The sequence below is a fragment of the Streptomyces sp. NBC_01217 genome, assembly GCF_035994185.1.
In the GTDB taxonomy this organism is placed as follows: domain Bacteria; phylum Actinomycetota; class Actinomycetes; order Streptomycetales; family Streptomycetaceae; genus Streptomyces.
In genome coordinates, this window is record NZ_CP108538.1 from 8,150,322 (window position 1) to 8,175,748 (window position 25,427).

Annotated in this window: 19 protein-coding genes; 10 read left to right on the forward strand and 9 right to left on the reverse strand. The window is 72.2% G+C overall.

From position 1 onward, the window contains the following. Window positions 1–65: 65 nt before the first annotated feature. On the reverse strand, window positions 66–524 hold the full coding sequence (locus tag OG507_RS36375) for a hypothetical protein (RefSeq protein ID WP_327371351.1): 459 nt from the start codon (window positions 522–524) through the stop codon (window positions 66–68). A gap of 102 nt (window positions 525–626) precedes the next feature. On the opposite strand from OG507_RS36375, the gene OG507_RS36380 reads away from it, so the two are divergent. After that, window positions 627–1,478 (forward strand): phospholipid scramblase-related protein, encoded by an 852-nt coding sequence (locus tag OG507_RS36380; protein WP_327371352.1) that lies wholly within the window; start codon window positions 627–629, stop codon window positions 1,476–1,478. Between the two features lie 49 nt (window positions 1,479–1,527). On the opposite strand, the gene pcaB is transcribed toward OG507_RS36380, so the two are convergent. Both pcaB and OG507_RS36390 read right to left on the reverse strand, forming a co-directional pair. Continuing rightward, window positions 1,528–2,922: a 3-carboxy-cis,cis-muconate cycloisomerase gene (gene pcaB, locus OG507_RS36385; RefSeq protein WP_327371353.1), complete on the reverse strand. Its 1,395-nt coding sequence runs from the start codon at window positions 2,920–2,922 to the stop codon at window positions 1,528–1,530. A gap of 91 nt (window positions 2,923–3,013) precedes the next feature. Then, entirely contained in the window at window positions 3,014–3,781 is a 768-nt protein-coding gene (locus tag OG507_RS36390; protein WP_327371354.1) for a VOC family protein, read from the reverse strand. Between the two features lie 185 nt (window positions 3,782–3,966). On the opposite strand from OG507_RS36390, the gene OG507_RS36395 reads away from it, so the two are divergent. The 3 genes from OG507_RS36395 (at window position 3,967) to thrS (ending at window position 7,596) form a co-directional block, all read left to right on the forward strand. After that, a complete protein-coding gene (locus tag OG507_RS36395) occupies window positions 3,967–5,670 on the forward strand; it encodes an FUSC family protein (RefSeq protein ID WP_327371355.1) in 1,704 nt (567 codons plus the stop codon). Then, window positions 5,667–6,173, forward strand: coding sequence for a MarR family winged helix-turn-helix transcriptional regulator (locus OG507_RS36400; protein WP_327371356.1), 507 nt, complete (start codon window positions 5,667–5,669; stop codon window positions 6,171–6,173). Before OG507_RS36395 ends, OG507_RS36400 begins: the two co-directional genes overlap by 4 nt. A 127-nt stretch (window positions 6,174–6,300) precedes the next feature. Continuing rightward, window positions 6,301–7,596, forward strand: coding sequence for a threonine--tRNA ligase (gene thrS / locus OG507_RS36405; protein ID WP_327372221.1), 1,296 nt, complete (start codon window positions 6,301–6,303; stop codon window positions 7,594–7,596). Between the two features lie 56 nt (window positions 7,597–7,652). Here the strand turns inward: thrS and OG507_RS36410 are convergent, their stop codons facing one another. Continuing rightward, entirely contained in the window at window positions 7,653–8,468 is an 816-nt protein-coding gene (locus OG507_RS36410) for an IclR family transcriptional regulator (RefSeq protein WP_327371357.1), read from the reverse strand. Between the two features lie 397 nt (window positions 8,469–8,865). Here OG507_RS36410 and OG507_RS36415 point away from each other — a divergent pair, with 397 nt between their 5' ends. The 6 genes from OG507_RS36415 (at window position 8,866) to OG507_RS36440 (ending at window position 14,995) form a co-directional block, all read left to right on the forward strand. Further along, window positions 8,866–10,473, forward strand: coding sequence for a sensor histidine kinase (locus OG507_RS36415; protein ID WP_327371358.1), 1,608 nt, complete (start codon window positions 8,866–8,868; stop codon window positions 10,471–10,473). Then, a complete protein-coding gene (locus OG507_RS36420) occupies window positions 10,470–10,877 on the forward strand; it encodes a roadblock/LC7 domain-containing protein (protein ID WP_093896207.1) in 408 nt (135 codons plus the stop codon). Before OG507_RS36415 ends, OG507_RS36420 begins: the two co-directional genes overlap by 4 nt. After that, the gene (locus OG507_RS36425; RefSeq protein WP_327371359.1) at window positions 10,874–11,245 is read left to right on the forward strand and encodes a DUF742 domain-containing protein; all 372 of its coding nucleotides are present in this window, start codon (window positions 10,874–10,876) and stop codon (window positions 11,243–11,245) included. The genes OG507_RS36420 and OG507_RS36425 overlap by 4 nt, the downstream gene beginning before the upstream one ends. Continuing rightward, entirely contained in the window at window positions 11,226–11,840 is a 615-nt protein-coding gene (locus tag OG507_RS36430; RefSeq protein ID WP_327371360.1) for a GTP-binding protein, read from the forward strand. Before OG507_RS36425 ends, OG507_RS36430 begins: the two co-directional genes overlap by 20 nt. Window positions 11,841–11,910: 70 nt before the next feature. After that, entirely contained in the window at window positions 11,911–13,494 is a 1,584-nt protein-coding gene (locus tag OG507_RS36435) for a cytochrome P450 (RefSeq protein ID WP_327371361.1), read from the forward strand. A gap of 154 nt (window positions 13,495–13,648) precedes the next feature. Continuing rightward, complete coding sequence (locus OG507_RS36440) at window positions 13,649–14,995, forward strand: 6-phospho-beta-glucosidase (protein ID WP_327371362.1); 1,347 nt, start codon at window positions 13,649–13,651, stop codon at window positions 14,993–14,995. On the opposite strand, the gene OG507_RS36445 is transcribed toward OG507_RS36440, so the two are convergent. Genes OG507_RS36445 through OG507_RS36465 form a run of 5 tightly spaced genes read right to left on the reverse strand, consistent with a single transcriptional unit; the run spans window position 14,992 to window position 25,382 of the window. Continuing rightward, window positions 14,992–17,019 (reverse strand): hypothetical protein, encoded by a 2,028-nt coding sequence (locus OG507_RS36445; protein ID WP_327371363.1) that lies wholly within the window; start codon window positions 17,017–17,019, stop codon window positions 14,992–14,994. The genes OG507_RS36440 and OG507_RS36445 overlap by 4 nt on opposite strands. Next, window positions 17,016–18,212, reverse strand: coding sequence for a VWA domain-containing protein (locus OG507_RS36450; RefSeq protein ID WP_327371364.1), 1,197 nt, complete (start codon window positions 18,210–18,212; stop codon window positions 17,016–17,018). Before OG507_RS36450 ends, OG507_RS36445 begins: the two co-directional genes overlap by 4 nt. Further along, complete coding sequence (locus tag OG507_RS36455) at window positions 18,209–20,560, reverse strand: DUF5682 family protein (RefSeq protein ID WP_327371365.1); 2,352 nt, start codon at window positions 20,558–20,560, stop codon at window positions 18,209–18,211. The genes OG507_RS36450 and OG507_RS36455 overlap by 4 nt, the downstream gene beginning before the upstream one ends. After that, entirely contained in the window at window positions 20,560–21,696 is a 1,137-nt protein-coding gene (locus tag OG507_RS36460) for an AAA family ATPase (RefSeq protein ID WP_327371366.1), read from the reverse strand. Before OG507_RS36460 ends, OG507_RS36455 begins: the two co-directional genes overlap by 1 nt. Beyond that, entirely contained in the window at window positions 21,693–25,382 is a 3,690-nt protein-coding gene (locus tag OG507_RS36465; RefSeq protein WP_327371367.1) for a DUF4132 domain-containing protein, read from the reverse strand. The genes OG507_RS36460 and OG507_RS36465 overlap by 4 nt, the downstream gene beginning before the upstream one ends. Window positions 25,383–25,427 lie beyond the last annotated feature (45 nt).

Genomic DNA, 25,427 nt, shown 5'->3' on the forward strand with positions numbered 1-25,427 from the left:
GCGAGACTGACGGGGTGCAGGGCATGCGGGAGCGTCCTCGGTGTCCCGAGGAACGGGCCCTGCCTCTAGATCCGTTGAACCTGCAGACGGAGATGGTCGACTTCCCGCACGGCGTCGTTGGACGGGCCGCGGATCGCGGCGGCGCCGGTGAGCGGGGCCAGGGGAGCCGTGACGGTCGGCCCGGGAAGGGTCACGGGCGCGCTCTGGCCGGGGAGTACGACGGGTGTCGCGTGCTCGGAGGTTCCGTGGCACGAACTGCCGAGGCCCCGGTCGTCCGGCGCATGGGCCACCACGGCCCGTACGACAACGGGCTGCGCGGGTGACATGGCCCGGGCGGCGGCCGTAGCGCGGTCGCCGGACTGATCCGCGAAGAAGCCCGGGGCCGGCATCCGGTGCGCGGACGAGTCCGGGGCCGCGACCGAGCAGCACGAGACCATGGCGAGCAGCACGAACAGCTGGCCGAGAACGGCCGGCGCGAGGGCGCTGTGCCGTCGTCGGTGTGTCCGTTCGCTCGGGCTGTTCATCGCCGCCATCGTACGTGGTGTGTGAAGTTTCAATGAGGGGCGGTTGCTGTGGATGTGCGGGATGGGGCCTCGGCTGTCGGAGGGGCGGGATAGTGTGCCCCGGTGACAACGCACTCGAACATATCTGCGGGATGGTATCCGGATCCGCACGGCGCGCCTCAGCTGCTGCGCTACTGGGACGGTTCGCAATGGACCGAACACACCAACCCGGCCGGCGGGCAGCAGCCCCAGGCCGCGGCCCAGGCGCCCGCTCAGGCCCAGATGCCCGCTCAGGCGCAGGCTCACATGCCTCAGCAGCAGGCCGCCCACCAGCAGCCCGGTGTTCCGCCCCAGCAGGGCGCCGCTCCCGGCGCGGGCTCGCTCTTCAACCAGCAGGTCCTGGTCGTGAACCAGAAGGCCAAGCTGATCGAGGTGACGAACGAGTACAGCGTCTTCGACCAGCAGGGCAACACCATCGGCTCGGTCGTCCAGGTCGGCCAGAGCGCGCTGCGCAAGGTGCTGCGGTTCGTGTCCAGCATCGACCAGTACCTCACCCACAGGCTGGAGATCCGTGACGCGTACGGTCAGCCGCAGCTCCTGCTGACGCGCCCGGCGAAGTTCATCAAGTCCAGGGTCATCGTGCAGCGCCCCGACGGGCAGCCCGTCGGTGAGATCGTCCAGCAGAACGCCATCGGCAAGATCAACTTCGCGATCATGGTGGACGGACAGCGGATCGGCGCGATCAAGGCGGAGAACTGGCGCGCCTGGAACTTCGCGATCGTCGACCACAACGACGCCGAGATAGCCCGGATCACCAAGACCTGGGAAGGCCTCGCGAAGACGCTGTTCACCACGGCGGACAACTATGTGCTGCAGATCCACTACCAGCTGCCCGAGCCGCTGCTGAGCCTCGTCGTCGCGACGGCACTGACCGTGGACACCGCCCTCAAGCAGGACGCCCGCGGTCTCGGCTGACGCGGGCAAGGCGGCCGTCGGCCGATCGGCGCGGGGCCGGTGAGCCCGGTCAGCCGCGGCCCAGCGCGCGGTCGGTCAGGGGGCCCGCGCAGCCGGTGTACCGGGCGGGTTCGGTCAGCTCGGCCAGATCGAGACCCGCGAGTTCGGGCTCCTCGTCCAGTACGTCGCCGAGCACGTCGGCCAGATCCGTGGTCTCCGCGCGGGCCCGGGCGGCGGCGCTCACCAGGACCTCCCTGGCGCGCTTGCGGCCGATCCGGTCGGAGAACACGGCCGCCAGCCGTTCCGAGACGATCAGCCCGTCGGTGAGCTGGAGATTCTCCCGCATGGCGTACGGGACGACGCGCAGCCCCTCGGTGAGCTCGGCGGCGTCGTGCGCGGCCCCGCCGACGAGCCGCAGCAGTTCGCGCAGCGGCTCCCACTCGGCGTGCCAGGCCCCGGCCGGCCGTTCGTCCTCGGCGACGAGCGAGCCGTACAGCGTCGCCGCCAGGCCGGGGGCGCGACGGGCGGCCGCCGCGATCAGCGTGGCCCGCACCGGGTTGGACTTCTGCGGCATGGTGGACGAACCGCCCAGCTGTCCCTCGGTGACCTCGCCGATCTCGGTCCGGGACAGGGTGAGCACATCGGCGGCCATCTTGCCGAGCGCGCCCGCAGTGAAGGCGAGGGCGCCCGCCAGATCGGCGACCGGGGTACGCAGGGTGTGCCACGGCAGCAGGGGCTCGGCCAGAGCGAGTTCGTTCGCGAACGCCTGGAGGAGGGCCAGCCCCGGGGTGTCGCCGTCCGTGTCCTCGGCGTCGGTCTCGGCGCCGGGCGCGGGCTCGCCGGTGGACTCGAAGGCCCCGAAGACGGCCAGCGTCCCCGCCGCGCCGCCGAGTTGCGCGGGAAGCGACTGCCGTACGGCCGACAGCCTGTCCCGTGCGTCGAGGACCAGCGCGCGCCACCCGGCGGCCTTCAGCCCGAAGGTGGTCGGCACGGCGTGCTGGGTGAGCGTACGGCCGGCCATCGGGGTGTTGCGATGTGCGGCGGCGAGCCGGGCCACCGCGTCCGCGGCCCGCGCCAGATCGTCGAGCACCGGTGCCAGGGTCCGCGTGGCGACCAGCATGGCGGCCGTGTCGAGGATGTCCTGGCTCGTCGCGCCCCGGTGCACATACGGCCGGACGTCCGGCTCCACCGCGGCGGCGAGGTCGGCGGCCAGCGCGATGACCGGATTGCCTCCCGCACGTGCGCGCAGCGCCATGTCCCGCATGTCGAACCGGCTCGCGTCGGCCGCCGCCGCGGTCACCGCCCTCCCGGCCTCGGCCGGGGCGAGCCCACAGCTGGACTGGGCGCGGGTGAGCGCGGCCTCGGCGTCGAGCATCGCCTGCAGAAAGGCGCTGTCGCCGGTGGCCGTCTCGGCGGGGGAGCCGGCCCGCCCGGGGGCGAGCAGTCCGGCATCGCTCTCGTACATCAGCTGAACTCCAGGAAGACCGTTGCTCCGGCAGGACCGATACCCCAGAAAGACCGTTCCCGCCCGATGGGCGGGCGGGTCCACTGTGGCCCTAACCCTCGTCGTCCGCCCGATGGATACCGAACACCGCGCCCTGCGGATCCCGTACCACCGCGATCCGGGGTCCGTCCGGGACGCTCGTCGGCGGCATCAGCAGTTCGCCGCCCGCCCCCTGCGCGGTGGCCGCCACCGCGTCGACGTCCGTCACGGCGAAGTACGGCAGCCAGTTGGGCGGCGCCTGCGGCGGGAACCTGTCGTCCATGATCAGCATGCCGCCGAAGTCCTGGCCGGCCACGCCCCACTGCGGGTAGCTTTCCGACGCGGTGTTCACCGTCCATCCGAAGACCGCGGGATAGAAGACGAGCGCCTGGTCGGCCTCCCGGGTGACGAGTTCGACCCAGCCGAGCGTTCCCGGGGAGTTCAGCCGCTCGGCGCCGCCGAAGGCGCGGCCCTGCCACAGCGAGAACACCGCGCCCGACGGATCGGCGACCACCGCGAATCTGCCCTGGTCGAACACGTCCATCGGGTCGACCAGCAGCGTGCCGCCCGCCGACTTCACCTTCCCGGCCGTGGCGTCCGTGTCCTCGGCGGCGAACGAGACCGTCCAGGCGGGTGGCCGGCCCGGCTGGTAGACGGGGCTGAGCGCGGCCACCCGCGCATCGCCGAGGTGGGCCATGGTGTAGCCCCCGGCCTCCTCGCGCGGATCGGTCTCGCAACGCCAGCCGAAGAGCGCCGCGTAGAAGGACTTGGCGCCCGGGACGTCGGGGGTGCTCAGCTCGATCCAGCATGGACCGCTGGGCACCGGTTCGGTGAGCTTCATCGGGTTTCCTCCGGGAAACGGGGATCCAGGACGCGGGGGTGTGCGGACACACGGGTGCCTGGGCACGCGCCCGGCTGTCCCCGTGCAGTTGCACGCTATGGGGTCGTGGAGGGGGCGGCCGTCGATGCCACGGCATCGGCGGCGGAAAAGTATTTTACAGGTGTAATACCTGCTAATATATATGGGTGAGTGATACAAGCATCTGGTCCCGGCAGCCCTCCGTCCGCAGACTTCCGCTGACCGCCCCCCTGCGCCTCGTCCGGCCCTCGGACATGTGGTTCAAACCGGCACTGAGCGTGGTCGTGGCCACCGCCGTACCGGATCTGGTGCTGCTCGCAGCCGGCCGGCTCGACCTCGTGATGTACACGATGGCCGGTTCGCTCTGTGCGCTGTACGGCCACAACCTCCCCTACGCCCGCCGCGCCCGGGCCGTCGCCGGAGTCGTCGTCTCCATGGTCATCGCCATGGCGGTGTCCCTGGTCGCGGCCTCGCTCACCGGATCGACCGCCGTGCTGATCGCCGTGGGCGCACTCCTCGCGGCCACGCAGAAGACGCTCTGCGACGCCACCCGCATCGGCCCGCCCGGACCGGTGATCTTCACGTTCGTCACCTCGGCCGCACTTTTCGTCCCGCAGCACCTCGGCCAGGTGCCCGGCCACCTCGCGCTGACCCTGGCCGCGGGCGCGATCTCCTGGCTGGTGACGATCGGGCCCGCGATGATCCGCAGGGAGGGGCCCGAGCGCCGGGCCACCGCCCGCGCCCTCGACGCGGCCGCCGCATACGTCGCCGAACCCGGACACCGCACCCGGCACACCGCGGCCGCCGCCGTGCACGCGGCCTGGCAGACACTGCTCGCAGCCGGACGCCCCACCCCCGTACGCCGGGCGCTCGAACGCCTCGTCGTCCACGCCGAGGCCGCCCTCGCCGGGGGCGCCCCAGCTCCGGCCTCCGACCCCGCCCCCGACCCCGAGTGGCTCCGCGCCCGTGCCCGGCAGACCCGTGCGCGCGGGCCCGTCCCCACCCCGCCGCCCGCCCCCGGTACGCCGGAAGAAGTGTTCGGCATCGACGCCGAACAGCCCGCCCGGCGCACCGGAAGCCGCCGCGACGCCCGCCGCGTACTGCTGCGCAGCCTCGCCCCGGGCTCCCCGCTGCTCCCCATCGGCGCCCGCGTACTCATCGGCTGCGCCCTGGCCGGATATGTCTCCCAGGCGGCCGGCGTCGGCCGCCCCTACTGGGCGATCGTCAGCGCCGCCTCCCTCTACCAGGCCAATGTGACCCTGTCCTGGAACCGGGCCCTCCAGCGCACCCTCGGCAATCTGCTCGGCGTCCTCGTCTTCGCCGCCGTCCTCCCCGTCACCCGCACCGGACCGCCGGCCCTCATCGGCTTCTGTCTGTTCTTCGGCTTCGCGGCCGAGGCCCTGATCACCCGCAACTACTGGCTCGGCTCCATCGCTGTCACACCGATGGCCCTGCTGGTCCTGGAGTTCCGCGGCACCCACCCGGCCGGCGAGCTGATCGGCGACCGGGTTCTGGACACCGTGATCGGCACCGGAGTGGGCGTCCTCGCCGCCATGCTGGTGACCAACCGCCGCGCCGCGGGCCGCCTCGAAACGGCCCTGGCCGCAACCGACCGCGCCCGCGCCCACGCCGTACACACGCTCGCCGCACCGCAGTCCACGTCCGCCGCCCTCGCCGCCGCCGGGCACAGACTGACCGGATCGCTCGTCGAGCTGCGCGAGGCCGACGACATCGCGGCGGGCGAATGGTGGCAGCGCGCCCTGCCCCGGCAGCAGGTCATCGCGGCCGAGCAGGCCGGACACCGTACGCTCGCGGCGACAGCAACACGGCGGGGGCTGATCACCCCCGCCCAGGAGAACGGAGCGGTGTGACCGACGACATCGTCGCCTCGGTGGTACGGCAGTGGCAGGCCGTCAACCCGGAGCTGGACACCGGACCGATGGAACTGATCGGCCGCATCAACCGCTGCGCGGCCCTGCTCCAGCAGGCGCAGGACGCCCCGCTGCGCGCCGCCGGCCTGACCCGCGCCGAGTTCGACCTGCTCGGTGCCGTACGCCGTACCGACCGCGAACTCACACCGGGCGAGCTGGCCAGGGAGACGTTCTCCTCCGGCGCCGCCGTGACCAAGCGCCTGCGGGTCCTGCAGGAGCGCGGGCTCGTCGACCGCCGCAGCGACGCCCGGGACCGCCGAGTCGCCCACGTCCGCCTCACCGAGGACGGCCGCGACATGGTCGACCGGCTGCTGCCGCGGCAGCTGGCGTACGAGCGCACGGTGCTGTCCGGTCTCGACGAGGAGTCCCGTACCCGGCTCAGCGCCCAGCTCAGCGAGCTGCTGGTGCAGTTGGAGGGGCGCATCGGCAGCGCCGGGCGCTGAACCGGGGCGGACAGCACTGCGGGGCGCTTTAATCCCGCGCGGACACCGGCACGTCGCTGCTACCGTCCACCGCATGAAGCGCGCTGCCATGACGACGACGCCGGAGAGTGTCCCGGCGCGCTGACAGCTGTTCAGTCCGAAGCCCCGGGGCGAGTGCCCCGGGGCTTCGCCTTGCGGTCACTGGCCCGATGACCGCGAGGAGACCGCCATGCACGACCACCGCAAGCTCGGCCGTGAGCTGGACCTGTTCGACACCGACCCGCTGATCGGTGCGGGACTTCCGTACTGGCTGCCCGACGGCGCGATCGTGCGCCACACCCTGGAGGAGTACATCCGCACCGCCGAACGGCGGGCGGGCTACCGGCACGTGTACTCACCGGTGCTCGGCAAACGGGAGCTGTACGAGATCTCCGGGCACTGGTCGCACTACAGCGAGGACATGTTCCCGCCGATGGACCTGGGCGGGGAACAGGTCGTGATGCGGCCCAGCCTGTGTCCGCACCACGCCGTCATCTACCGCGCCCGCTCCCACAGCTACCGTGAACTGCCGCTGCGCATGGCGGAGCTGGGCGGCATGTACCGCTCCGAACTCTCCGGAGTGCTCGGCGGACTGACCCGCGTCCGGGCCATCCAGCTGAACGACGCGCACATCTTCTGCACCCTGGACCAGGTCGCCGATGAGGCGCAGGCCGCGCTGGAGCTGATCCGCCGGACGTACCGGGCGCTGGGCATCAGCCCGGCCCGCTACCGGCTCTCGCTGCCCGGACCCGGCGGGAAATACGTTGCCGCGCCCGAGATGTGGCAGCGGTCCACCGCCCTGCTGACCGAGGTCCTCGACCGCTCCGGCCTGCCCTACGAGGCGGCCGAGGGGGAGGCCGCGTTCTACGGCCCCAAGATCGATGTGCAGGTGGCCGACGCCGCAGGCAGGGAGTCCACCCTGTCCACCGTCCAGGTCGACTTCCACCAGCCGGCCAGGTTCGACCTGCACTACATCGGCGCGGACGGCGCGAAACACCGGCCGGTCATGATCCACCGCAGCGTCATCGGCAGCGTGGAGCGAGCAGTCGCCCATCTCATCGAGGAGCACGGCGGGGCCTTCCCCGCCTGGCTCGCCCCCGCCCAGCTGGCGATCCTCCCGGTATCCGATGCCGAACTGCCCAATGCCGAGGCACTCGCCCGACGGTGCACCGGCCTCGGGCTGCGGGCCGAGATCGCCGGACCGGAACGCGGCACCCTGGGCGCCCGCATCCGGGAAGCCCGCCTGGTGCCCTACCAGGCCGTCATCGGTGCCAGGGAGGCCGCCGACGACCGGGTCGCCCTGCGCCTGCGCGACGGGCGGCGGCTCGATCCGCTCCCCGCCGACGACGCCCTGGCCCGCATCGCCGCGCTCATCGGCGCCCACAGCACCGAACTCTGGGACTGACGAGGGGCGCCGGCCCGGGAGCGGACCGTCCTGCGGTCCGCTCCCGACGGTCCCGCTCACGCCGTTCCCGTGCCCAGCAGCGCTGCGGACCGGCGCAGTTCCCCGGCGCGCTCCACGAGCGCCGCGTCGTCGCCCCGGTCGGCGGGTGCCGATGCCACCAGAGCGAGCCGGTCCCGCCGGCCCGCCCCGGCCAGCGCGACGGCGACGGCGTTCATGCCCCGCACCGACTCCCCGCGGCTGAGCGCATACCCGCAGGAGCGGATCCCGTCGAGCTCGGCGAGCAGCGCCGCGCGCGAGATGAGGGCGTCCGGCGCGATCTGCGGCAACTCCTCCCGCGGGTAGAGGGTGCAGACCTGCTCCGTCGACATCAGCGCGAGCAGCAACTTGCCTCCCGCGGTGGCGTGGGCGGGGTGCGTGCGGCCCCTCTCCAGCATCACCCGTACCGGGTGCGACGACTCACGGCCGTCGGTGACGATGATCTGATCGTCCATCAGTGCCGCACTCTGCACGGTCTCGCCGGTTCGCCGCACGGCGTCGTCCAGCACGGCTCCGAGCTGTTCGCGGACGGCCGCGCCGAAGCCCGCCGGGCGGCCGAGCCGCACCAGCTCGGGGCCGGCGAAATAGCCGCGGCCGGAGGAGTCCCGGATCGCGAAGCCGCGTCCCTCCAGGGTGCTGAGTACCCGGTGGGCGGTGGACCGGCCGATGCGGAGCAGCCCGGCGGCCTCGGAGACGGTCAGTGTGTCGTGGGTGAGGAACAGCTGCATCAGCCGCAGTCCGGTGTCGAGCGATTCGATGGTGTAGTCACGCGTCGACCCGCCACGCGCCTCGTCCGTCATCATGGCGACCTTTCCGTGCACCCGTCCTTCAGTCATGAATGTGCTCCTTTCGGTCTGCTTCGATCGCATGTGCGCCTGCCCCTCAGTGCGGGGCGGAATGGATCGCCGCTGGTGTCGATTGCGTAGGAATACTCCGACCTGTCCTCCGGGTGCGCCCGGGAATTGTCCCGATGTGCGGTACAAGAGGCGTCCAGGTTCGCGGATTTCACCGCCTCGTCACTCCTTGCGCATGCTCGGGGGCGGTGCGTGCAAAAACTCGTGAGTGTATTACCGCTGGAGCGCTCGCGCAGGGGGTTGGGTGAATGTGCCGAAGCACCGATTCGATCTGACTAAGCTCACGCGCAGCGAAGTCGAGTTGAGATGAATTCGAGCGCTTGTTCTCAAGTGTCTTGCAAGCGTGTATACCTCCCGAATCAACCGCCAGAGGTTTTAGATGGTTCGTGTTGAATCACCGCCGATCGAACGAGAAACCCCCGTCGTTCGCGCCCTGTTGCTGCCCGTGTTCCTGATGGGCGGCGCAACCGCCGCCGCGGCGGCAGTGGTTTCCGCGGCCGCGCGGATACCAGTCGTCTGGTGCGGCGTGCTCGCCACCGTCGTGGTCGCCGCACTCACCGTTCGACTCTCCCGCCGGGCACGTGAACTGCGTGCTCAGCGCGCGGTGTTCGAGCGGCGCTTCGCCGACCTGGAACGGCGCATCGCCACCCACGACGACGAGACCGTGCGGATCAGCAAGGAGCTCCTGCCGGCCGCCATCCACCGGCTGCGCGTGGGCAATTCGCCCGAAGAGGTGCTCCGGGACGTCGTCGACGCGGACGAGCTCTACCGCGACCTGCCCGACGCCCAGCGCACCCTCGTCTACACGGTGCTGAACATCATCGACAACGAAGAGGCGATGCGTGACTCCGCGCAGCGCGCCTTCGTCAACGTCGCGCGGCGCGTCCAGGCGATCGTGCACCGCCAGGCGAGTGAACTGCGCGAGATGGAGGAGCACCACGGGCGCAACCCCGACGTCTTCGACGACCTGCTCCGCATCGACCACGGCACCGCGCTGATCGGCCGGCTCGCCGACTCCATCGCGGTACTGGGCGGTGCCCGCCCCAGCCGCCAATGGCCCAAGCCCGTACCGCTGTTCAGCGTGCTGCGCGGCGCCATGTCGCGCATCCTGGAGTACCCGCGCGTCGATCTGCACTCGATCGCCAAGGTCGCCATCATCGGCACCGCGGTCGAACCGCTCATCCACGCCTGCGCCGAACTCCTCGACAACGCCACCCGCTACTCGCCGCCGCAGACCCGGGTGCACGTCACCGCCGTCGAGGTGCAGACCGGCATCGCCATCGAGATCGAGGACGGCGGCGTCTCGCTCAGCGAGGAGGCCCGCGCACGGGCCGAGAACATGCTCGCCAGGGCCCAGGCCGGCTCCAACATGAACGACCTCGGCGAGTCCCCGCGACTCGGCATGGCCGTCGTCGGACGGCTCTCGCGGATGTACGACCTCCAGGTCTCGCTGCGGCAGTCCGCCTACGGCGGTGTCCGCGCCGTACTCATCGTGCCGCGTGCGATGATCACCACCGGACCCGCTCCCGGCATCGCCCACGGCATCGGCGCCACGTCGAGGCCCACCAGCGACATCGACCAGGAGGCCATGAAGCACGTCGTGCCTGCACGCCGCAAGCCCCGCCCCGTGGCCCAGCGCCCCGCCACCGGACCGGTCGCACCCGTCACCCGGCCTGCCGTCCCCTCGGCCGCCATGGAGGACGACGTCCCCGTGGTGACGGAGTGGACCGCGGGCGGCCTCCCGCAGCGCCGCAGCCGCGGCCGCGCCCCCCTGGGCTCGCACAACCTCCCCGCACAGCCCGTCGATCCCACCGCAGGACAGCGCAACGGCCACACCAACGGCCACGGCCCGGGGAACGACAGCGGCAAGGAACAGCCCCCCGGCCTCTGGCTGGAGGCCTTCACCAACGCCGTCAACGGCGTGCCGCAGGAGCCGAAGACCGACGAAGACTCTGACGACGCCTGGGACAAGGGAGACCTGAAGTGATCCAGCAGCGGGGCAATATGGACTGGATGCTCAAGGAACTGGCCGACGACGTGCCGGACATCCACCAGATCGTCGTGCTCTCCGCCGACGGCCTGCGCATCGCCCGGCACGGCGGCGATCCCGATGTCGCCGACCGCCTCGCGGCGGCCTGCGCCGGACTGCAGAGCCTGGCCGCCGCCGTCGCCTCCGAAATCCCTTACAGTGACGGGCTCATGCGCCTGGTCGTCATCGAGGTCACCGGCGGCTTCTTCTACCTGATGGCCGCGGGAACCGGCGCGTACCTCGCGGTCCTGGCCGGTGAGACGGTGGACGCGGGACTCGTCGGATCGCGGATGCGCGACATGGTCGTCAGGATCGGCGCCCACCTCACGAGCCCGCCGCGCCACGACGGGCAGGCCGGATGAATTCTCCCCGACGAGAACGCCGAAAGGCCGATCCGGCACTGAGCGACCCGGAGCGGCTGTACGTGATCACCGGCGATCCCGACGGCAGCGAGCGGGCGCCGCTCGACCTGGTCACGATGGTCGTTGCGAAGGCCCAGCCGACGCCGACGGTCCAGCCCGAGCAGGCCGTGATCCTGCGGCTCTGTCAGGCGCCGTTATCCGTCGCCGAGATCTCGGCCTACCTGGGTCTGCCCTTCAGCGTCGTGACGTCGCTCCTCACGGAACTCCTCACCACCGAGCTCATCGAATCGCGCGCGCCCATCGTTCGCGCCACCCTCCCGGACAGGTCCCTTCTCGAAGCGGTGATGCATGGACTTCAGAAGCTCTGACACGATCACCGGCCCCCGGCGCGAAGACGTCCTTCCCACCACGGCGACAGCCGCGGTCAAGGTCGTGATCGTCGGCGGGTTCGGGGTCGGCAAGACGACCATGGTCGGATCCGTCAGCGAGATCCGGCCGCTGACCACCGAAGAGACCATGACCCAGGCCGGAGTCGGCGTGGACGACAACTTCGGGGTGGAGAGCAAGACCGCCACCACCGTCGCCATGGACTTCGGCCGGATCTCCATCAGTGAGGAACTGATCCTCTATCTGTTCGGCACCCCGGGCCAGGAACGGTTCTGGTTCCTGTGGAACGGCCTGTTCGAAGGCGCCCTCGGCGCGGTGGTCCTCATCGACACCCGACGCCTCGAAGTCAGCTTCGACGTCATCGGGCGGCTGGAGGAGCGCGGCGTGCCGTTCGTCGTCGCCGTCAACACCTTCCCCGACGCTCCGAAGCACCCTGTCGAAGCGCTGCGCGCCGCCCTGGACCTCCCCGAAGAGGTACCGATGATCGACTGCGACGCCCGGCTGCGTGCCTCCAGCCGCGACGTACTGATGACGCTGATGCGCTATCTGCACAGTCTGGCCCTCCCGCTCGCCTGACCGCAGTACCCGAACCCCTCCCGCGCGTCCCATCCGTCTGGTCCTTGGAATCCTGATCCCTGGAGCGATCGTGACAAGCCCATTCCACTACGAGCCCGGAGCGGCCCAGGGGCCGGTTCCGCCCCCCGAGTGCCCCGCCCACGGCCTCGGTATCGGCCCCGGCGGCCTGCGCCGGTTCTACGGCCCGGAGGCCGAGCGGGACCCCCACGGGCTGTACGACAAGCTGCGCGCCGAGCACGGCACCGTGGCCCCCGTACTGCTGCACGGAGACGTACCCGCCTGGCTGGTCCTCGGGCACAGCGAGAACCTCCACATGACCCGTACCCCCTCGCAGTTCTCCCGGGACTCCCGGCGGTGGCGGGCCCTGCAGGACGGCACGGTCGCCCCGGACCACCCGCTGGCGCCGATCTTCACCTGGCAGCCGATCTGTGTCTTCGCCGACGGCGCCACCCATGAGCGCCAGCGCGGCGCGGTCACCGACAGCATGGCGCGCATCGACCACCGCGGCGTGCGCCGCCATGTCAACCGCTACAGCAACCGGCTCGTGAACGAGTTCTGCCAGAACGGCCGGGTCGACCTGGTCAGCCGGTTCGCCGAGCGGCTGCCGATGATGGTGATGTGCGCGATCCTCGGCATGCCCGAGGAGTACAACGACCGGATGGTGCAGGCCGCCCGCGACATGACGCGCGGCACGGCGACCGCGGTCGCGAGCAACGCGTACGTCCTGGATGCGCTGACCCGGCTCGTCCAGCGACGTCGGCGCGAACCCGCGGACGACTTCGCCACCTGGCTCGTCGAGCATCCGGCGGGGATGAACGACCAGGAGGTCAGCGAGCATCTGCGGCTGATCCTCATCGCCTCCTACGAGGCGACCGCCAACCTGATCGCCAACGTCCTGCGCATGGTGCTCACCGACCCCCGCTTCCGGGCCAGGCTCAGCGGTGGCCACATGACGGTGCCCGAAGCGGTCGAGCAGACCCTGTGGGACGAACCGCCGTTCACCGCGGTCTTCGGCCGCTGGGCGGTCGGCGACACCGAACTGGGCGGCAAGCAGATCAAGGCGGGCGACGCGCTGATCGTCGGCATCGCACCGGGCAACACCGATCCGATGGTACGGCCCGACCTGGGCGCCGACATGGAGGGCAACCGCGCCCACCTCGCGTTCAGCGGCGGCCCCCACGAGTGCCCCGGGCAGGACATCGGGCGCGCCATCGCGGACGTCGGGGTCGACGCCCTGCTGATGAGGCTTCCCGACCTCGAACTCGCCGTCGAGGAGAGCGAGCTGAGCTGGGTCGGGAACATCATGGGCCGGCATCTGGTGGAGCTTCCCGCGGACTTCGCCGCGCGTGCGCCGCAGGACGACAAGGAACCTCCGTCCATGGGGAGGCCCAACGTGCCGCGCCAGGACTGGGAGGTGCAGTCCACTGCCCGGCACACCGCGCCCACGCCCGGACGCGCCTCCGGCCAGGCCCCGGCACCCGCCGCGACGAGCGTGACCGGTGCGGCCGGTGCGACGTACACCGTGACGGTCACCGACCAGTCCGCGCCCGCGCCCGCCGGGAACTCCGCCGTCGGCCGGATTCCGCAGCAGCGAGGGACCTCCGCACCGGCGAGGCTGTGGCGGACCGTTTCGCGCTGGTGGAGCGGCAACTGACCCGAGCCGCCCACCCGCAGAGGCGCCCGGCCCGGTGGTCGCGGACCCGCAGGTCCATGGCCACCGGGCCGGGCGCTCCCGGTGGCCGGAGGCAGAGCCGCCGTCCGGAGTCGCTCGGGCCCTCGCCCGGGCGGCCCCCGTACCATGCGGAAGCGTGAAGCTGACAATTCTGGGCGGCGGCGGATTCCGGGTTCCACTCGTGTACGGGGCGCTGCTCGCCGATCACGCCGAGGGCCGCGTGTCCGCGGTCACCCTCTACGACACCGACGCCGACCGGCTCACCGCCATCGCCCGGGTGCTCGGCGAACAGGCCGCGAACGTTGCGGACGCGCCCGCCGTCACCGCCACCACCGACCTCGACGACGCACTGCGCGGCGCCGACTTCGTCTTCTCGGCGATCCGCGTCGGCGGCCTCGAAGGACGGGCCGCCGACGAACGCGTCGCCCTCGACGAAGGTGTGCTCGGCCAGGAGACGGTCGGGGCGGGCGGCATCGCGTACGGGCTGCGCACCGTGCCCGTCGCCGTCGACCTCGCACAGCGCATCGCCCGGCTCGCCCCGAACGCCTGGGTCATCAACTTCACCAACCCGGCAGGCCTGGTCACCGAGGCCATGTCCCGTCACCTGGGTGACCGGGTCATCGGCATCTGCGACTCACCGGTGGGCCTCGGCCGCCGTATCGCCCGGGTGCTCGGCGCCGACCCCGACCGGGCCAGGATCGACTACGTGGGCCTCAACCATCTGGGCTGGGTCCGCGGACTGCGGGTCGACGGCCGCGACGAACTCCCGCGGCTGCTCGCGGACCCGGAGCTCCTCGGCTCCTTCGAGGAGGGCAGACTCTTCGGCACCGACTGGCTGCGGTCATTGGGCGCCGTCCCCAACGAGTATCTGCACTACTACTACTTCAACCGCGAAGCGGTACGCGCCTACCAGGACGCCGAGCAGACCCGAGGTGCCTTTCTCCGCGAACAGCAGGAGGGCTTCTACGCCCGGGTGAAGGACCCGGGCGCCCCTGCGCTGCCGGCCTGGGACCGCACCCGCGCCGAACGCGAGGCCACCTACATGTCGGAGAACCGGGACGTCGCCGGGGTCGGCGAGCGGGAGGAGAGCGATCTGGAGTCCGGCGGCTACGAGCAGGTGGCGCTCGCCCTCATGCGGGCCGTCGCCCGCAACGAACGGACCTCTCTCATCCTCAACGTCCGCAATCGCACGACGCTTTCCGTGCTCGACGCGGACGCCGTCATCGAGGTGCCGTGCCTGGTCGACGCGAACGGCGCCCGTCCCGTCGCCGTCGACCCGCTTCCGTATCACGCCGTCGGTCTGGTCACAGCCGTCAAGGCCGTCGAGCGCGCGGTCTTGGACGCGGCGGAGAGCGGCTCACGCGCCACCGCCGTGAAGGCCTTCGCGCTGCACCCGCTGGTCGACTCGGTGACCGTGGCCGGACGCCTCCTCGACGGGTACCTGAAGGCCCATCCCCGGCTCGCCTATCTGAACCGGCCCTAGTCGGATGCCAAGGCGGTCGCGAACTCCGGCCGGGAGGACCGCAGTTCGCTGCTGACCAGGAGGTGGAGCTGGGCGTCCAGCCAGGCATCGCAGCGGTTGGCCAGGCCCTTCCCGTCCGCTGGGGAGCCGTCGTCCAGTGCGTCGAGGAAGGCGCGCAACAGGGCCGCGGCACGGGTCAGGCCGGTGCGGGACAGCGCGGTCGCCGCCTCGTCGATACGGGAGCGGGCAGGGTTGTTCAGATGGCGCAGACCGCTGTGCGGCACCGCCGACATGGCGGATATCGCCTCATCCAGCACCGCCGTCAGCGGATCGGACAGGCCGTGCACCACCGCCGCGAGCGCCGTCGAGCCGTCGCCGGCGGCGAGATCGGGCACGATCGGCCCCGCCGGGGTCAGCACCGCGATCGGATCGATCCGGAATCCACCGCCGGAGCGGTGCACCGAACCGCTGACATGCGTGGCGCCGCCCTCCAGCGCATCGGCCAGGGCGTCCAGCGCACCGGGACACTGCGGCCGATAGCCCGCCGTCACCAGCGCAGGGGTACCCGCGGCATCGCGCACGACGGCTTCCAGGCGCTGCTCGGCGGGGTCGTAGCCGACGCTCTCCACCTGGGACAGCGCGACGACATGGACCGCCTCCGCCTCGACCCGCGGCCGGATCAGCCGGGGCGGCCTGCCCTCCCAGCCCGCCGTCAGCGCGGAGAGATCCCGTACGAGCAGAGGCTCCAAAAGCTCCGTCCAGGAGGCGCCGACGGGTGTGATGCTCGTCGTGCCGAGCCGGCCCCGGGCGATCGTCAGCGCACGGCTCGGCGTGCGCCGCACACTCTCGCTGACCAGGTTTCCGGCGGCGAGCGCGCCCAGCGGGGTGGACAGGACGCGGCGGGTGGACAGCTGGTGGCCGGTGAGCTCCTTGCCCTCGGCAGCCGTCCAGGCCTTGCGGAGAACGAGGACGGTGCCCGCGCCGGGATGCGCGAAATACACCTCGGAGACCAGGGACCGCGGTGTGCCGTGGACACGGCAGCCGAGCGAGGTGAGCCGGACCCGGCGCAGCGGGGTGTCCCCGGCTTCGCGGCTGCCCAGTACGCCGGGGAGCGCGGCGGCCCGCCGCCGGGCGTGCAACTCCGTGAGCAGGGCGGCGACCAGCTCGGGACGGTAGTGGGCGTTGCGGTCGGCGTACGCCGTGAGCTGTTCCGTCAGTTCGGCCAGCGCACCCGCGGGCCAGTGCAGCGACTCGGCGCTCAGCCCTGCGGCGGCCCGTGCCAGGGCACCGCCGTGGACCGGTCCGACATGGGCCACACCCTCCGCCAGCAGCTCGTCCGCCAGCTCGACGGCCGCGACGAGCACGGGCCGCTCGGCGGGCGGGGCGGTGGTGCGCCCGCCCACCTGGACGGGGAGGGACCGCTCCTCGGTCCCCGCCGCGTCGGCGGCCCGGAACGCCCACACCGCGAGTGCCACCACCTCGCCGCGCAGCGCGGCGGCCGCGTCCGTCAGCGCGTACGCGATCTCGCCGGGGACCGGAAAACGCACCGTGCAGGTGGGGAGTTCGACCCGGGGCTCGGGGTGGTCCGGGGACGGGCGGTGCACGACGGCGGCGTAGCCCCGCTCGAAGGTGCGGCGGGCCGCGGCCACCGGACGGGCACCGACGGCTTCGGCGAGGGCCGTGTCATCGGTGCTGCCGGGGGACCAGTCGGTGACGGCGGCGGTGGCGCTGTCCGTCCCGGCTGTGGCCAGGCGCTGATACGCCAGCACCAGGGCGATGAGGTGGCGGCACACGCCCGGCGCGGCGCAGCTGCAGTCGCCGTCGTCAAGCCCCGTGCCGGGCGGCAGCGAGGTGGTGGTGCCGTCGTCGAAGCGGGCGCGCACCGTGGTGTCCTGCTCGGTCGTGAGAGCGGGCACCGTGCCCGCGTCCAGCTCCTTCGTGGCCCGTTTGACCAGCCCGCGGTTGGCCAGTGCCGCGAGCGTGTCCGGCGTCAGGGCGAGCAGATCGGGGCGCGCGGCGAGGGCGCCGGTCGATGCGTCGGTCATCGGCCCAGCCTTTCGGCGACGAACTCGGCGAGGCGGCCCGGTGTCATCGCCCCGATGTGTGCCCCGGCCGCGGCGAGCCGCCCCGCCAGCTCACGGTCGTACTCCGGGTTGGCGTCCTCGTCGAGCGCGGCCAGCCCCAGCACGGTGGTGCCCTGCTCCACCAGCGCCCGCACCGTGCGCAGCAGCCGGTAGGGGTCGCCGCCCTCGTAGAAGTCGGTGACCAGCGCGACGATGGTGCGCCGCGGATTCTCCACCAGACCCGCGCCGTACTCCACGGCCCGTGCGATGTCGGTGCCGCCGCCCAGCTGGACCCGCATCAGCAGCTCCACCGGATCGGTCACATCGGAGGTCAGGTCCACCACCTGGGTGTCGAAGGCGACCAGATGCGTCTTGAGGCCGGGCAGGCCCCACAGACACGCGGCGGTCACCGCCGAGTGGATCACCGATCCGGCCATCGAGCCCGACTGGTCGACCAGCAGGATCAGCTGCCACTGCGTGACTTGGCGTTGCGTACGGGAGTGGAAGTGGGCGCGCTCGATGAGCAGGCGCCGCTCGGCCGGCTGGTAGTGGGTGAGGTTGGCCCGTACGGTCTGCCGGAAGTCGAAGTCCCTCGCCAGCGGCACCCGGCTGGGTTTGCGGGAGCGGGTGCCGTGGAACGCCCGGCGGATCTCCGGCCGGAGCCTGGCCAGGAGCTGTTTCACCACCGACTCGACGATGCGCCGGGCCAGCCGCAGCACCTGTGGGTTCATCAGATGCTTGGTGCGCAGCACCGCCCGCAGCAGCGTCGGGCTCGGCTCGACCCGCTCCAGCACGGCGGGGTCGGTGACGATCTCCTGGATGCCGTACCGCTCGACGGCGTCCCGCTCCAGGCGCTCGATGGTCTCCTTCGGGAAGAGGTGGTGGATGTCGTCGAGCCAGTCGACCGCGGTCACCGCGGACGGGCCGTCACCGCCGTGCCGAGGGGCGGTGCCGGAGCGGCGCACCCCGCGCCTGGCGAGGTCCGGGTCGCGGCCGTAGAGCCAGTCGAGCGCGGCATCCCGGCCGGTGTTGCCGGCACCCAGCGGCCCGGTGTGCCGTTCGGCGGCGGAGCCCAGGATCAGCCGCCAGCGCTCCAGCCCCGCATCGGGTGCCACGGCGGCGTCGCCCGCCGCGGGCACTGGTGTCCGGTCGGGTACGCGTTCGGGCGAGGTCATCGGGTGGCTCCCAGGTCGTAGCGGGCCAGCAGTCGGGACACGGACTCCTCCAGGGCGCGGGCCCGGGCGATCAGCAGCGGGTCCTCGGTGGTCCGCAGCAGGGAACGCGAAGACCCGCGCACCCCGCGCCGTTCCAACAGGCGTCCGGCGATCCGCTCGCGTTCGCGTGGCGGGAAGAACGCGAAGGCCTGACGCAGTGCGGGCAGACCCGACAGGAAATCGTCGTCGGGCAGCGCACGGACCAGGCCGTCCAGCACATCGATCAGCGACTGCGTGCCATCGCCGCCTCCGCCCCCGCCCTCGTGCCCCACCACGCCCGTCACCTCGTCGCGGGCGAGCGCGAACAGTCCGGCCAGCCAGTCGCCGAGCGCATCCGCACCGGCCGTCGCCACCGCACGCACCGCCCCGGCCGGATCGCCGGAGCCGCCCGGGAGCCCAACCAGGCTCCGGTGCAGTCCGAACGCGGCCCCACGCAGATCGACCGGTGCCTCCGGATCGCCGCTGATCCGCCATGCGATCGCGGCCGCCGTCTCCCGTGTGACGGAGAGCAACTCCGGTGCGTGCAGCAGCGCGTCCCGCACCGCGACCACGGCCCGCAGACGGGGGAAGTCCACCCCCGAGGCGCCGCGCGCCCCCTCCAAAAGCCACAGCAGCCGCTCCGTCGCCCCGTCGATCACCGCGGCGAGCAGCGGACCGCGCGCCACCCCGAACACCCGGTCGTGCCGCCACAGCCCGAGGGCCGTGGAGAGTATGTCCCCGAGCGGTCCGGCCTCCTTCAACCCGCCGACACCGGAGGCCAGTTCACCGAGCAGTTGCTCCGAGAACCCGTCCATCCCGCACAGCACGGCGTCGAACAGCACCCGGGCCAGGTCATCGGCCTCCACCGCGGAACCCCGCGTCCGCTCGGTGAGCACAGCCGCCGCCGCCTCCGCGAGAGTCGCGCCGTACGCCCCCGCCTCCACCAGCGCCGCCTCGCGCCCCGACACGGACTGCGCCTCCCAGCGTTCCGTGAAGACGGGGTCGACTCCGTGCTCGGGACCGGCGGTCCGCCCGTGCCCGGGGATGCCCAGCACCCGCAGTCGGTGGAGCACCTGGCTGCGCTCCAGACCGGTGACATCCGTGAGATCGAGGCGGTATGAGGCTTCGGGGCCGCCGTCGAGCGCCAGTGCGGCCAGCTGCGCCGCCACATCGTGCACCAGGGGCGGCGCCGGGGTGCCGGGATGGAGGCGCCCGGTGCGGTCACCGCTGCAGGCCGCCACCATCTCGACGACCGCCGGGTGGGCACCCGTCATCAGCGTGCCCCGGCTCGTCCACGGGAGCGGGCGGTCCAGGTCGTCCGTGATCAGGGCGCCCGCGAGACCGTCCAGTACATCGATCCTGGCGGGGCGCGGATGACCGCGCAGCGCCGTGAGCCCCTGGGCCAGACTGCGCGCGGCGATCAGATCGGCGGTGGACACCGGGAACCTGCGCGCCCGCAACCGCTCGACGACCACCCGCAGCAGGCCGTTTGCCGCGGACCCGGGGCCCTCCTCCCACACCTGCTGGTAGTAGCCGGGCGAAGGCATCCCCGACTGGTACCCGGCGAAGGCGTCCAACTGCCGGAAGGAGTACGGCACGAGGAAACTCCCGGCCATGGCCCCGTCCGGCGGGGCGGGCACCTCGGGCCACCCGTCCGTGCCCCGTGCCCAGCCGTCGCCGCTCTCCGCAGCGGTTTCGGTGAGCGTACGGAGCGCGGGCTGATGGAAGCCGCCGGTCACCACCAGCACCGGCCGGTCCCCGGCCAGGGCGAGAGCCGCCCGGACCCACGCCGCCATGTACGTCTCGCGCGCCCGGTCGCCCGCATCGGCCTCCGCGTCACCGCGCACCAGCGCGAAGTACGCATCGAGCCGTTCGCCGAGACCTTCGTCGGGTTCGACCTCGAACAGCCGGTCCCACAGGGCGTCCGAGGAGTCCACCGCGAAGTGCCGGCACAGCCGCTCCGTCGCCTCCGCGTAGCGGACCTCCGCATCGGCATAGCGGTTGGTGCGCTCGGCGAACGCCGGATGCCAGGCCGGCAGATCGATGAAGCGGACCTCCGCCCCGGCCGCCCGCCCCGCCCGCAGCGCGACCCACTCCGGCGAGTAGTCGCACAGCGGCGCCCAGGACGTCGCGGACCGCTGCCCGTCGCGGTAGTGGCTGAACACCGCGACCGGCAGCTCGTGGCCGAGCAGCAGCTCGTCCAGCCGTCCGTTCATCTCGGCCGGACCCTCGATCAGCACCTGGGCGGGCCGGAGTTCCTCGACGGTCCGCTCGACGAGCCGTGCGCAGGCGGGGGAGTGGTGACGCACCCCCAGGAACACGGCGGACATCAGTCGGCCAGCAGATGACGTGCGTCGTACAGGGCCTGCCACGCCGGGCTGCGCCGACGCGGCACCTGCTGCTCCAGATAGCGGCGCAGCCGGGCCAGGTCCTCCGGGCTGTCCTTCGCCGCCGTCCCCGCCAGACACGCCACCACATCGGCGGCACTGCCCGGCTCGCCGCGCAGGAACCAGCCGCGCACACCCACCGCATGGGCGACCGAGACGGCCTCCGCCGTACTCATCACCGCGGAGGGACGGTCCGCACCCCCACCGGGCCCGCCCTTCTCACCGACCCCCGCACGCAGCTCCCGGAACGTACCGACCAGGACCTCCAGCACATCCCGGTCGGGCGGCGGCTCCACCCCCGAACGCCGCAGCAGGGTGGTGACCTCCGCCTCGACAAGGGCCAGTTCGGTGTCCAGGTCGGGGATCGGGAACACGGTCTCGAAGTTGAAGCGCCGCTTGAGCGCCGCACTCATCTCATTGACACCCCGGTCCCGGGTGTTGGCCGTCGCGATGACATTGAAACCCTGCCGGGCGAAGACCATGCCGTCAGGACCGGTCAGCTCGGGGATCGCCACCACCCGCTCGGACAGCAGCGACAGCAGTGAGTCCTGTACCTCCAGCGGACAGCGGGTGATCTCCTCGAAGCGCACGAGCCTGCCCTCCGCCATGCCGCGCAGCATCGGAGCCGGTACCAGCGAGCGGGTGGAGGGCCCCTCGGCGACCAGCAGTGCGTAATTCCAGCCGTACTTGATCTGGTCCTCGGTGGTGGCCGCGCCGCCCTGCACCGTCAGCGTCGAGTCCCCGCTGACCGCGGCCGCGATCAGCTCGGACAGCAGCGACTTGGCGGTGCCCGGCTCCCCGACCAGCATCAGCCCGCGGCTCGTCGCCAGCGTCACCAGCGCCCGGTCCACCAGCGAGGGATTGCCGACGAACTTCCGGCTGATCCCCGCCTCCGTGTCACCGATGACGAAGCGGCGCGCCGCACGCAGGCTCAACTCCCAGCCCGGGGGCCGCGGATCACGGTCCTCGGCCCGCAGAGCCGTCAGCTCCTCGGCGTACCGCACCTCGGCCGGTGGCCGCTGCACCGGAGCCGGGCCGCCGCCCGGTGCCTCGATGCGCGTGTCGTTCCGTACGGTCATGATGCGACGCCCTCGGTGAGCTCCGTCAGGTCGCCGAGAAGTTCCGACACGGTCACCGCATCCAGGTCGGCGAAACGGTGCGGGTAGCTGCGCCGCCCCCAGTGATCGTCGGGCCGGGAGTCGAGCCAGACCGTTTCGAGGGTCTGGTCGGGGAACATGTCGACCACCCCGACCGCGATGCCCTCGTACAGCGCGATCACCAGATAGCAGTCGTCGGTCAGCCGCTTGGAGATCCAGCGCTCCACTCCGGCGTCCTGCGGCGTCCCGCGCTGCCAGCCGCGCCGCTCCAGTCCCAGGACCTTCCCGGTCGCCACCTTGAGGCCCTCGAACCGGGTGAGCCGGTAGCCCGCGGTCTCCTCATCGGACAGCTCGTACACGCCGCGCCCGAGCTGTGCGAACGGCTGAAGGATCTCGTAGTCGGCGAACACCTCGGACCAGGTGGTCAGTTCCTCCCCGAGACGCAGCGGGTGCGCGAGCCGCACCGTCGCGTCGTCCGCCAGGGTGAAGACATCGTCCTCGGCGTCGGCGAACGTGCGGTCCTCCGCGACCCGGAACGCCGTGCACGCGCCCTCATCCGTCTCGCTCAGCCACACCAGCCGGCGTACCAGATGCCACAGCAGCGGATGACCGACGAACAACTCCCGGAATTCCTGGGCCGTCCAGGAACGCCCGGTCACCATCGCCCTCTCCAGCCGGCGCACCTGGTCGGATGCGACCGTCCGGACGTCCTTCTTGAGCGCCATGAACCGCTTGCGCTCGGCCGGGGCCAGCTCCGCGTCGTCCCGTGCACCCGGCTGCGGCAGATCCTTGCGGCGTTTGCCGTCACCGTCCAGTACATAGGGGCGCAACTGCTCGTCGAAGCCGACCGTGAACGTACGGGTGCCGTAGTCGACGACCGTCGAACCGTCCGCGTCCAGACCGAAGTCCGGCACCAGACGGTCGGAGAGCTGTTCCCCGGTCAGCCCGAGCCCCGCGGCGACCTCGGCGATCTTCTCCTGGGCGCGTACCTTCAGCGCCTTGAACTTCACCCGCTGCGAGATGCCGTGCAGATGCAGGAGCGCGACATCGGTGCCGATGGACGCCAGCACATCGAGGCCCTCCACCGCCCGGTGGTGCGCGCCCTCACCGGGCCAGGCCCGGATGACCGGTGTGAGCCTGCGCACCGTCTCGTCGTCGCCCAGCAGCCCCAGCGCGTGCAGCGCCCACGACTCCTTCGCGGGCATATTGGCCAGCTGCCACTGCTCGAACAGGCCCCAGGCGAACTCCGCGAGCGAAGCGGCCTCGGCCGTCTCGACGAGCGAGGCGACACCGGGGTACACCTCGCCGGGCTTCGAGAGCGCCAGCATCGTCAGGGCGTGGTGCACCGACCGCATGGGCAGCGCACCGCCGGACCGGACGACGATCTGGGGCAGCAGCGAGGGCTGCGCCCAGCCGGGCAGTACGGGCATTTTGGCGGGCAGCGCCCGCTCCAGCGGGTCCGCGGCCAGCAGCGCATCCACCCCGGCCACCGCCTCGGCGCCGTACGCCCCGGCGGCATCGCGCACCACGGCGTCGCCGTGCGCCGTGGCGATCAGCGTCAGCGCCTGTTCGGCGGCGCGCCGCGCGGCACCCGCCTTGCCCAGGGCGTCCGGCACCAGGAGCGGGGCGGCCGCTACACCGTGCCGGGTGAACCAGGAACGGGCGGTCGCTGCGGTGGACTTGAGACGTACCGCCCAGTCGGCCATGTGCCGGGCGACCCGCACATCGACGAACGGGAGCAGCAGCGGGGCGAGCGAGCCCGGCTGCCGGGGCACGGCACGCAGCAGCAGCGGCAGCGCCGCGAGGCCGAAGCGGGCGGCGACCGGCCTGAGGGTGTCCTCGCCGTCCCACAGATCGGTCGGATCCCAGCCGGCGAGCAGCGGGGCGACCAGTTCCTCCGGGCCGTGGACGAAGATCCAGGCCGGCCGCAGGTCGCGCTGGTTCACATCGTGGTGCAGGGTGGCGGCGTCCTTCTCCCAGTCGCCCTCGCCGCGCCTGGTCGTGTACCACGAGGAGGTGGCCTCCCATGCGGCCTTCTCCCCGGGCAGCCACTCCAGCGAGGGCTCGGACTCCGCGGTCAGGCCTGTCACGACCGCGTCCTTGACACGGGTGCGGGGCCGGGACCACGGCGGCGCCGTCAGCACGGCGGGCAGGGCGTCCACAGATGCGTCGGCGATCAGGTCCGCCGGGTTGAGCAGCGGTTCGACGGTCTCCACGACCTCGGCGTCCAGGTCGCCGAGCGCGAGCGACACCAGTTCGTGGTGGGCGCCGATATGACCACGGAGCAGCTGCAGCGACCGGGAGGAGGCCTCGGCCGGGCCGGTGGCCACCGCGGCGGCCAGCAGCCGCACCGCACGCACCGGGTAGCGGCGCATGGCGTCGAGGAGGGCGGGGCGGACATGCTTGGAGTCGGCGTGGGCCAGCAGGGCGAGAAAGGCATCGTCGGTGGGAAGCTCGACCAGGGCGTTGGCGGCGAGTTTCGTGCTGTCGGCGTAGTAGTGGTTGGCGTTGAGGGCGTCGCCCAGCAGCGGGGCGATCGCCGGTCCGATGCCCTCGGCGACCGTCGCGATGAATGCGACGCTGTCGGTGATGTCCGGCCGATGGGGGAAGCAGGGCATCTGGTCGGCCGAGTTCAGCGAACTGAACAGCATCAGGCGCAGGGTGCGGTCCCGCTCCGCGCTCACTTCGGGATCCGCGCAGAGGTCGTCGACCCAGCCGGTCTCGCTCGGGACCAGATAGGAGACGATGATCCTGTGCAGGGCATCGGTGCGACACCCGGCCAGCGCCTCCACCGCCGCCCGGTAGGTCTCCTCGTCGGCCGCCGCGAGCAGCGCACGGACCCGGTCCATCGAAAGCCGGCGGTCCCTCGCCCAGTACGCGTGGCGCGGACCCGCGAGCGCCTCCAGACGGGGCTCGCCGCGCCGGCGGCCGCTCTGCTGCCAGTTGGCATCGACCGAGAACATCTCGACCGCGGCCCGAGCGGCGAACGGCAGCCCGTAACGCTCCGACCAGTGGTCCGCCCAGGCGGAGTCGGGCACGGGAATACTGACCACCGAGGCCAGAACGGCCGCTCCGACCGGTGACGGGCTCCCGGCGACATGCGCCCGCAGCTCACCGGCCAGCCCGGCATCCGAACGCGGCGCGTCGACGAACTCCTGGATCCAGGCCGCTTCCTCGGCGATCCGGGCCTCGATCGTGTCGAGCGCATCCTGCCTCGACCTGTTCGGCACCCGGTGCACCCGGCCGCGCCGCGGGTGGAGCGTCCGCCTCCAGCTCGCGGGCAGATCGAAGGTGTCCTCGTCGGGCAGAGCGAGAACGTCCGCACCGGTCTCCGCGTCGGGAACCGCGCCCGAAGCGGCCCCCGTCGCCCCGGCAGCCCCCGTCGCCGAAGTGGCGACCGCGGCCGTCGCCCCCACCTCGCGGTACCCCTTCTTCTCCTTCTCCACGATCGTCCTGCGCACCTGCGCAGACGCGGCCTCGGCCGAGGCGTACTCCTTCGTCTGCGTACGCCCGTCGCTCCCGCACCGCCCATAGCGCACCGTCACCACGGCGCCCTCGGCCTCGGTCTCCCAGAACTTCGAGGCACTGCCCTCGACGTACTCCCAGCGGCGCACGGCCCGCCCCCTCCACACCCGGACAGCCCGCGCTGCCGCAGGCTTTTCGATCATTGGTGCCACAGTAGAACGGGCCACTGACAACGCAGCGTGACCGGG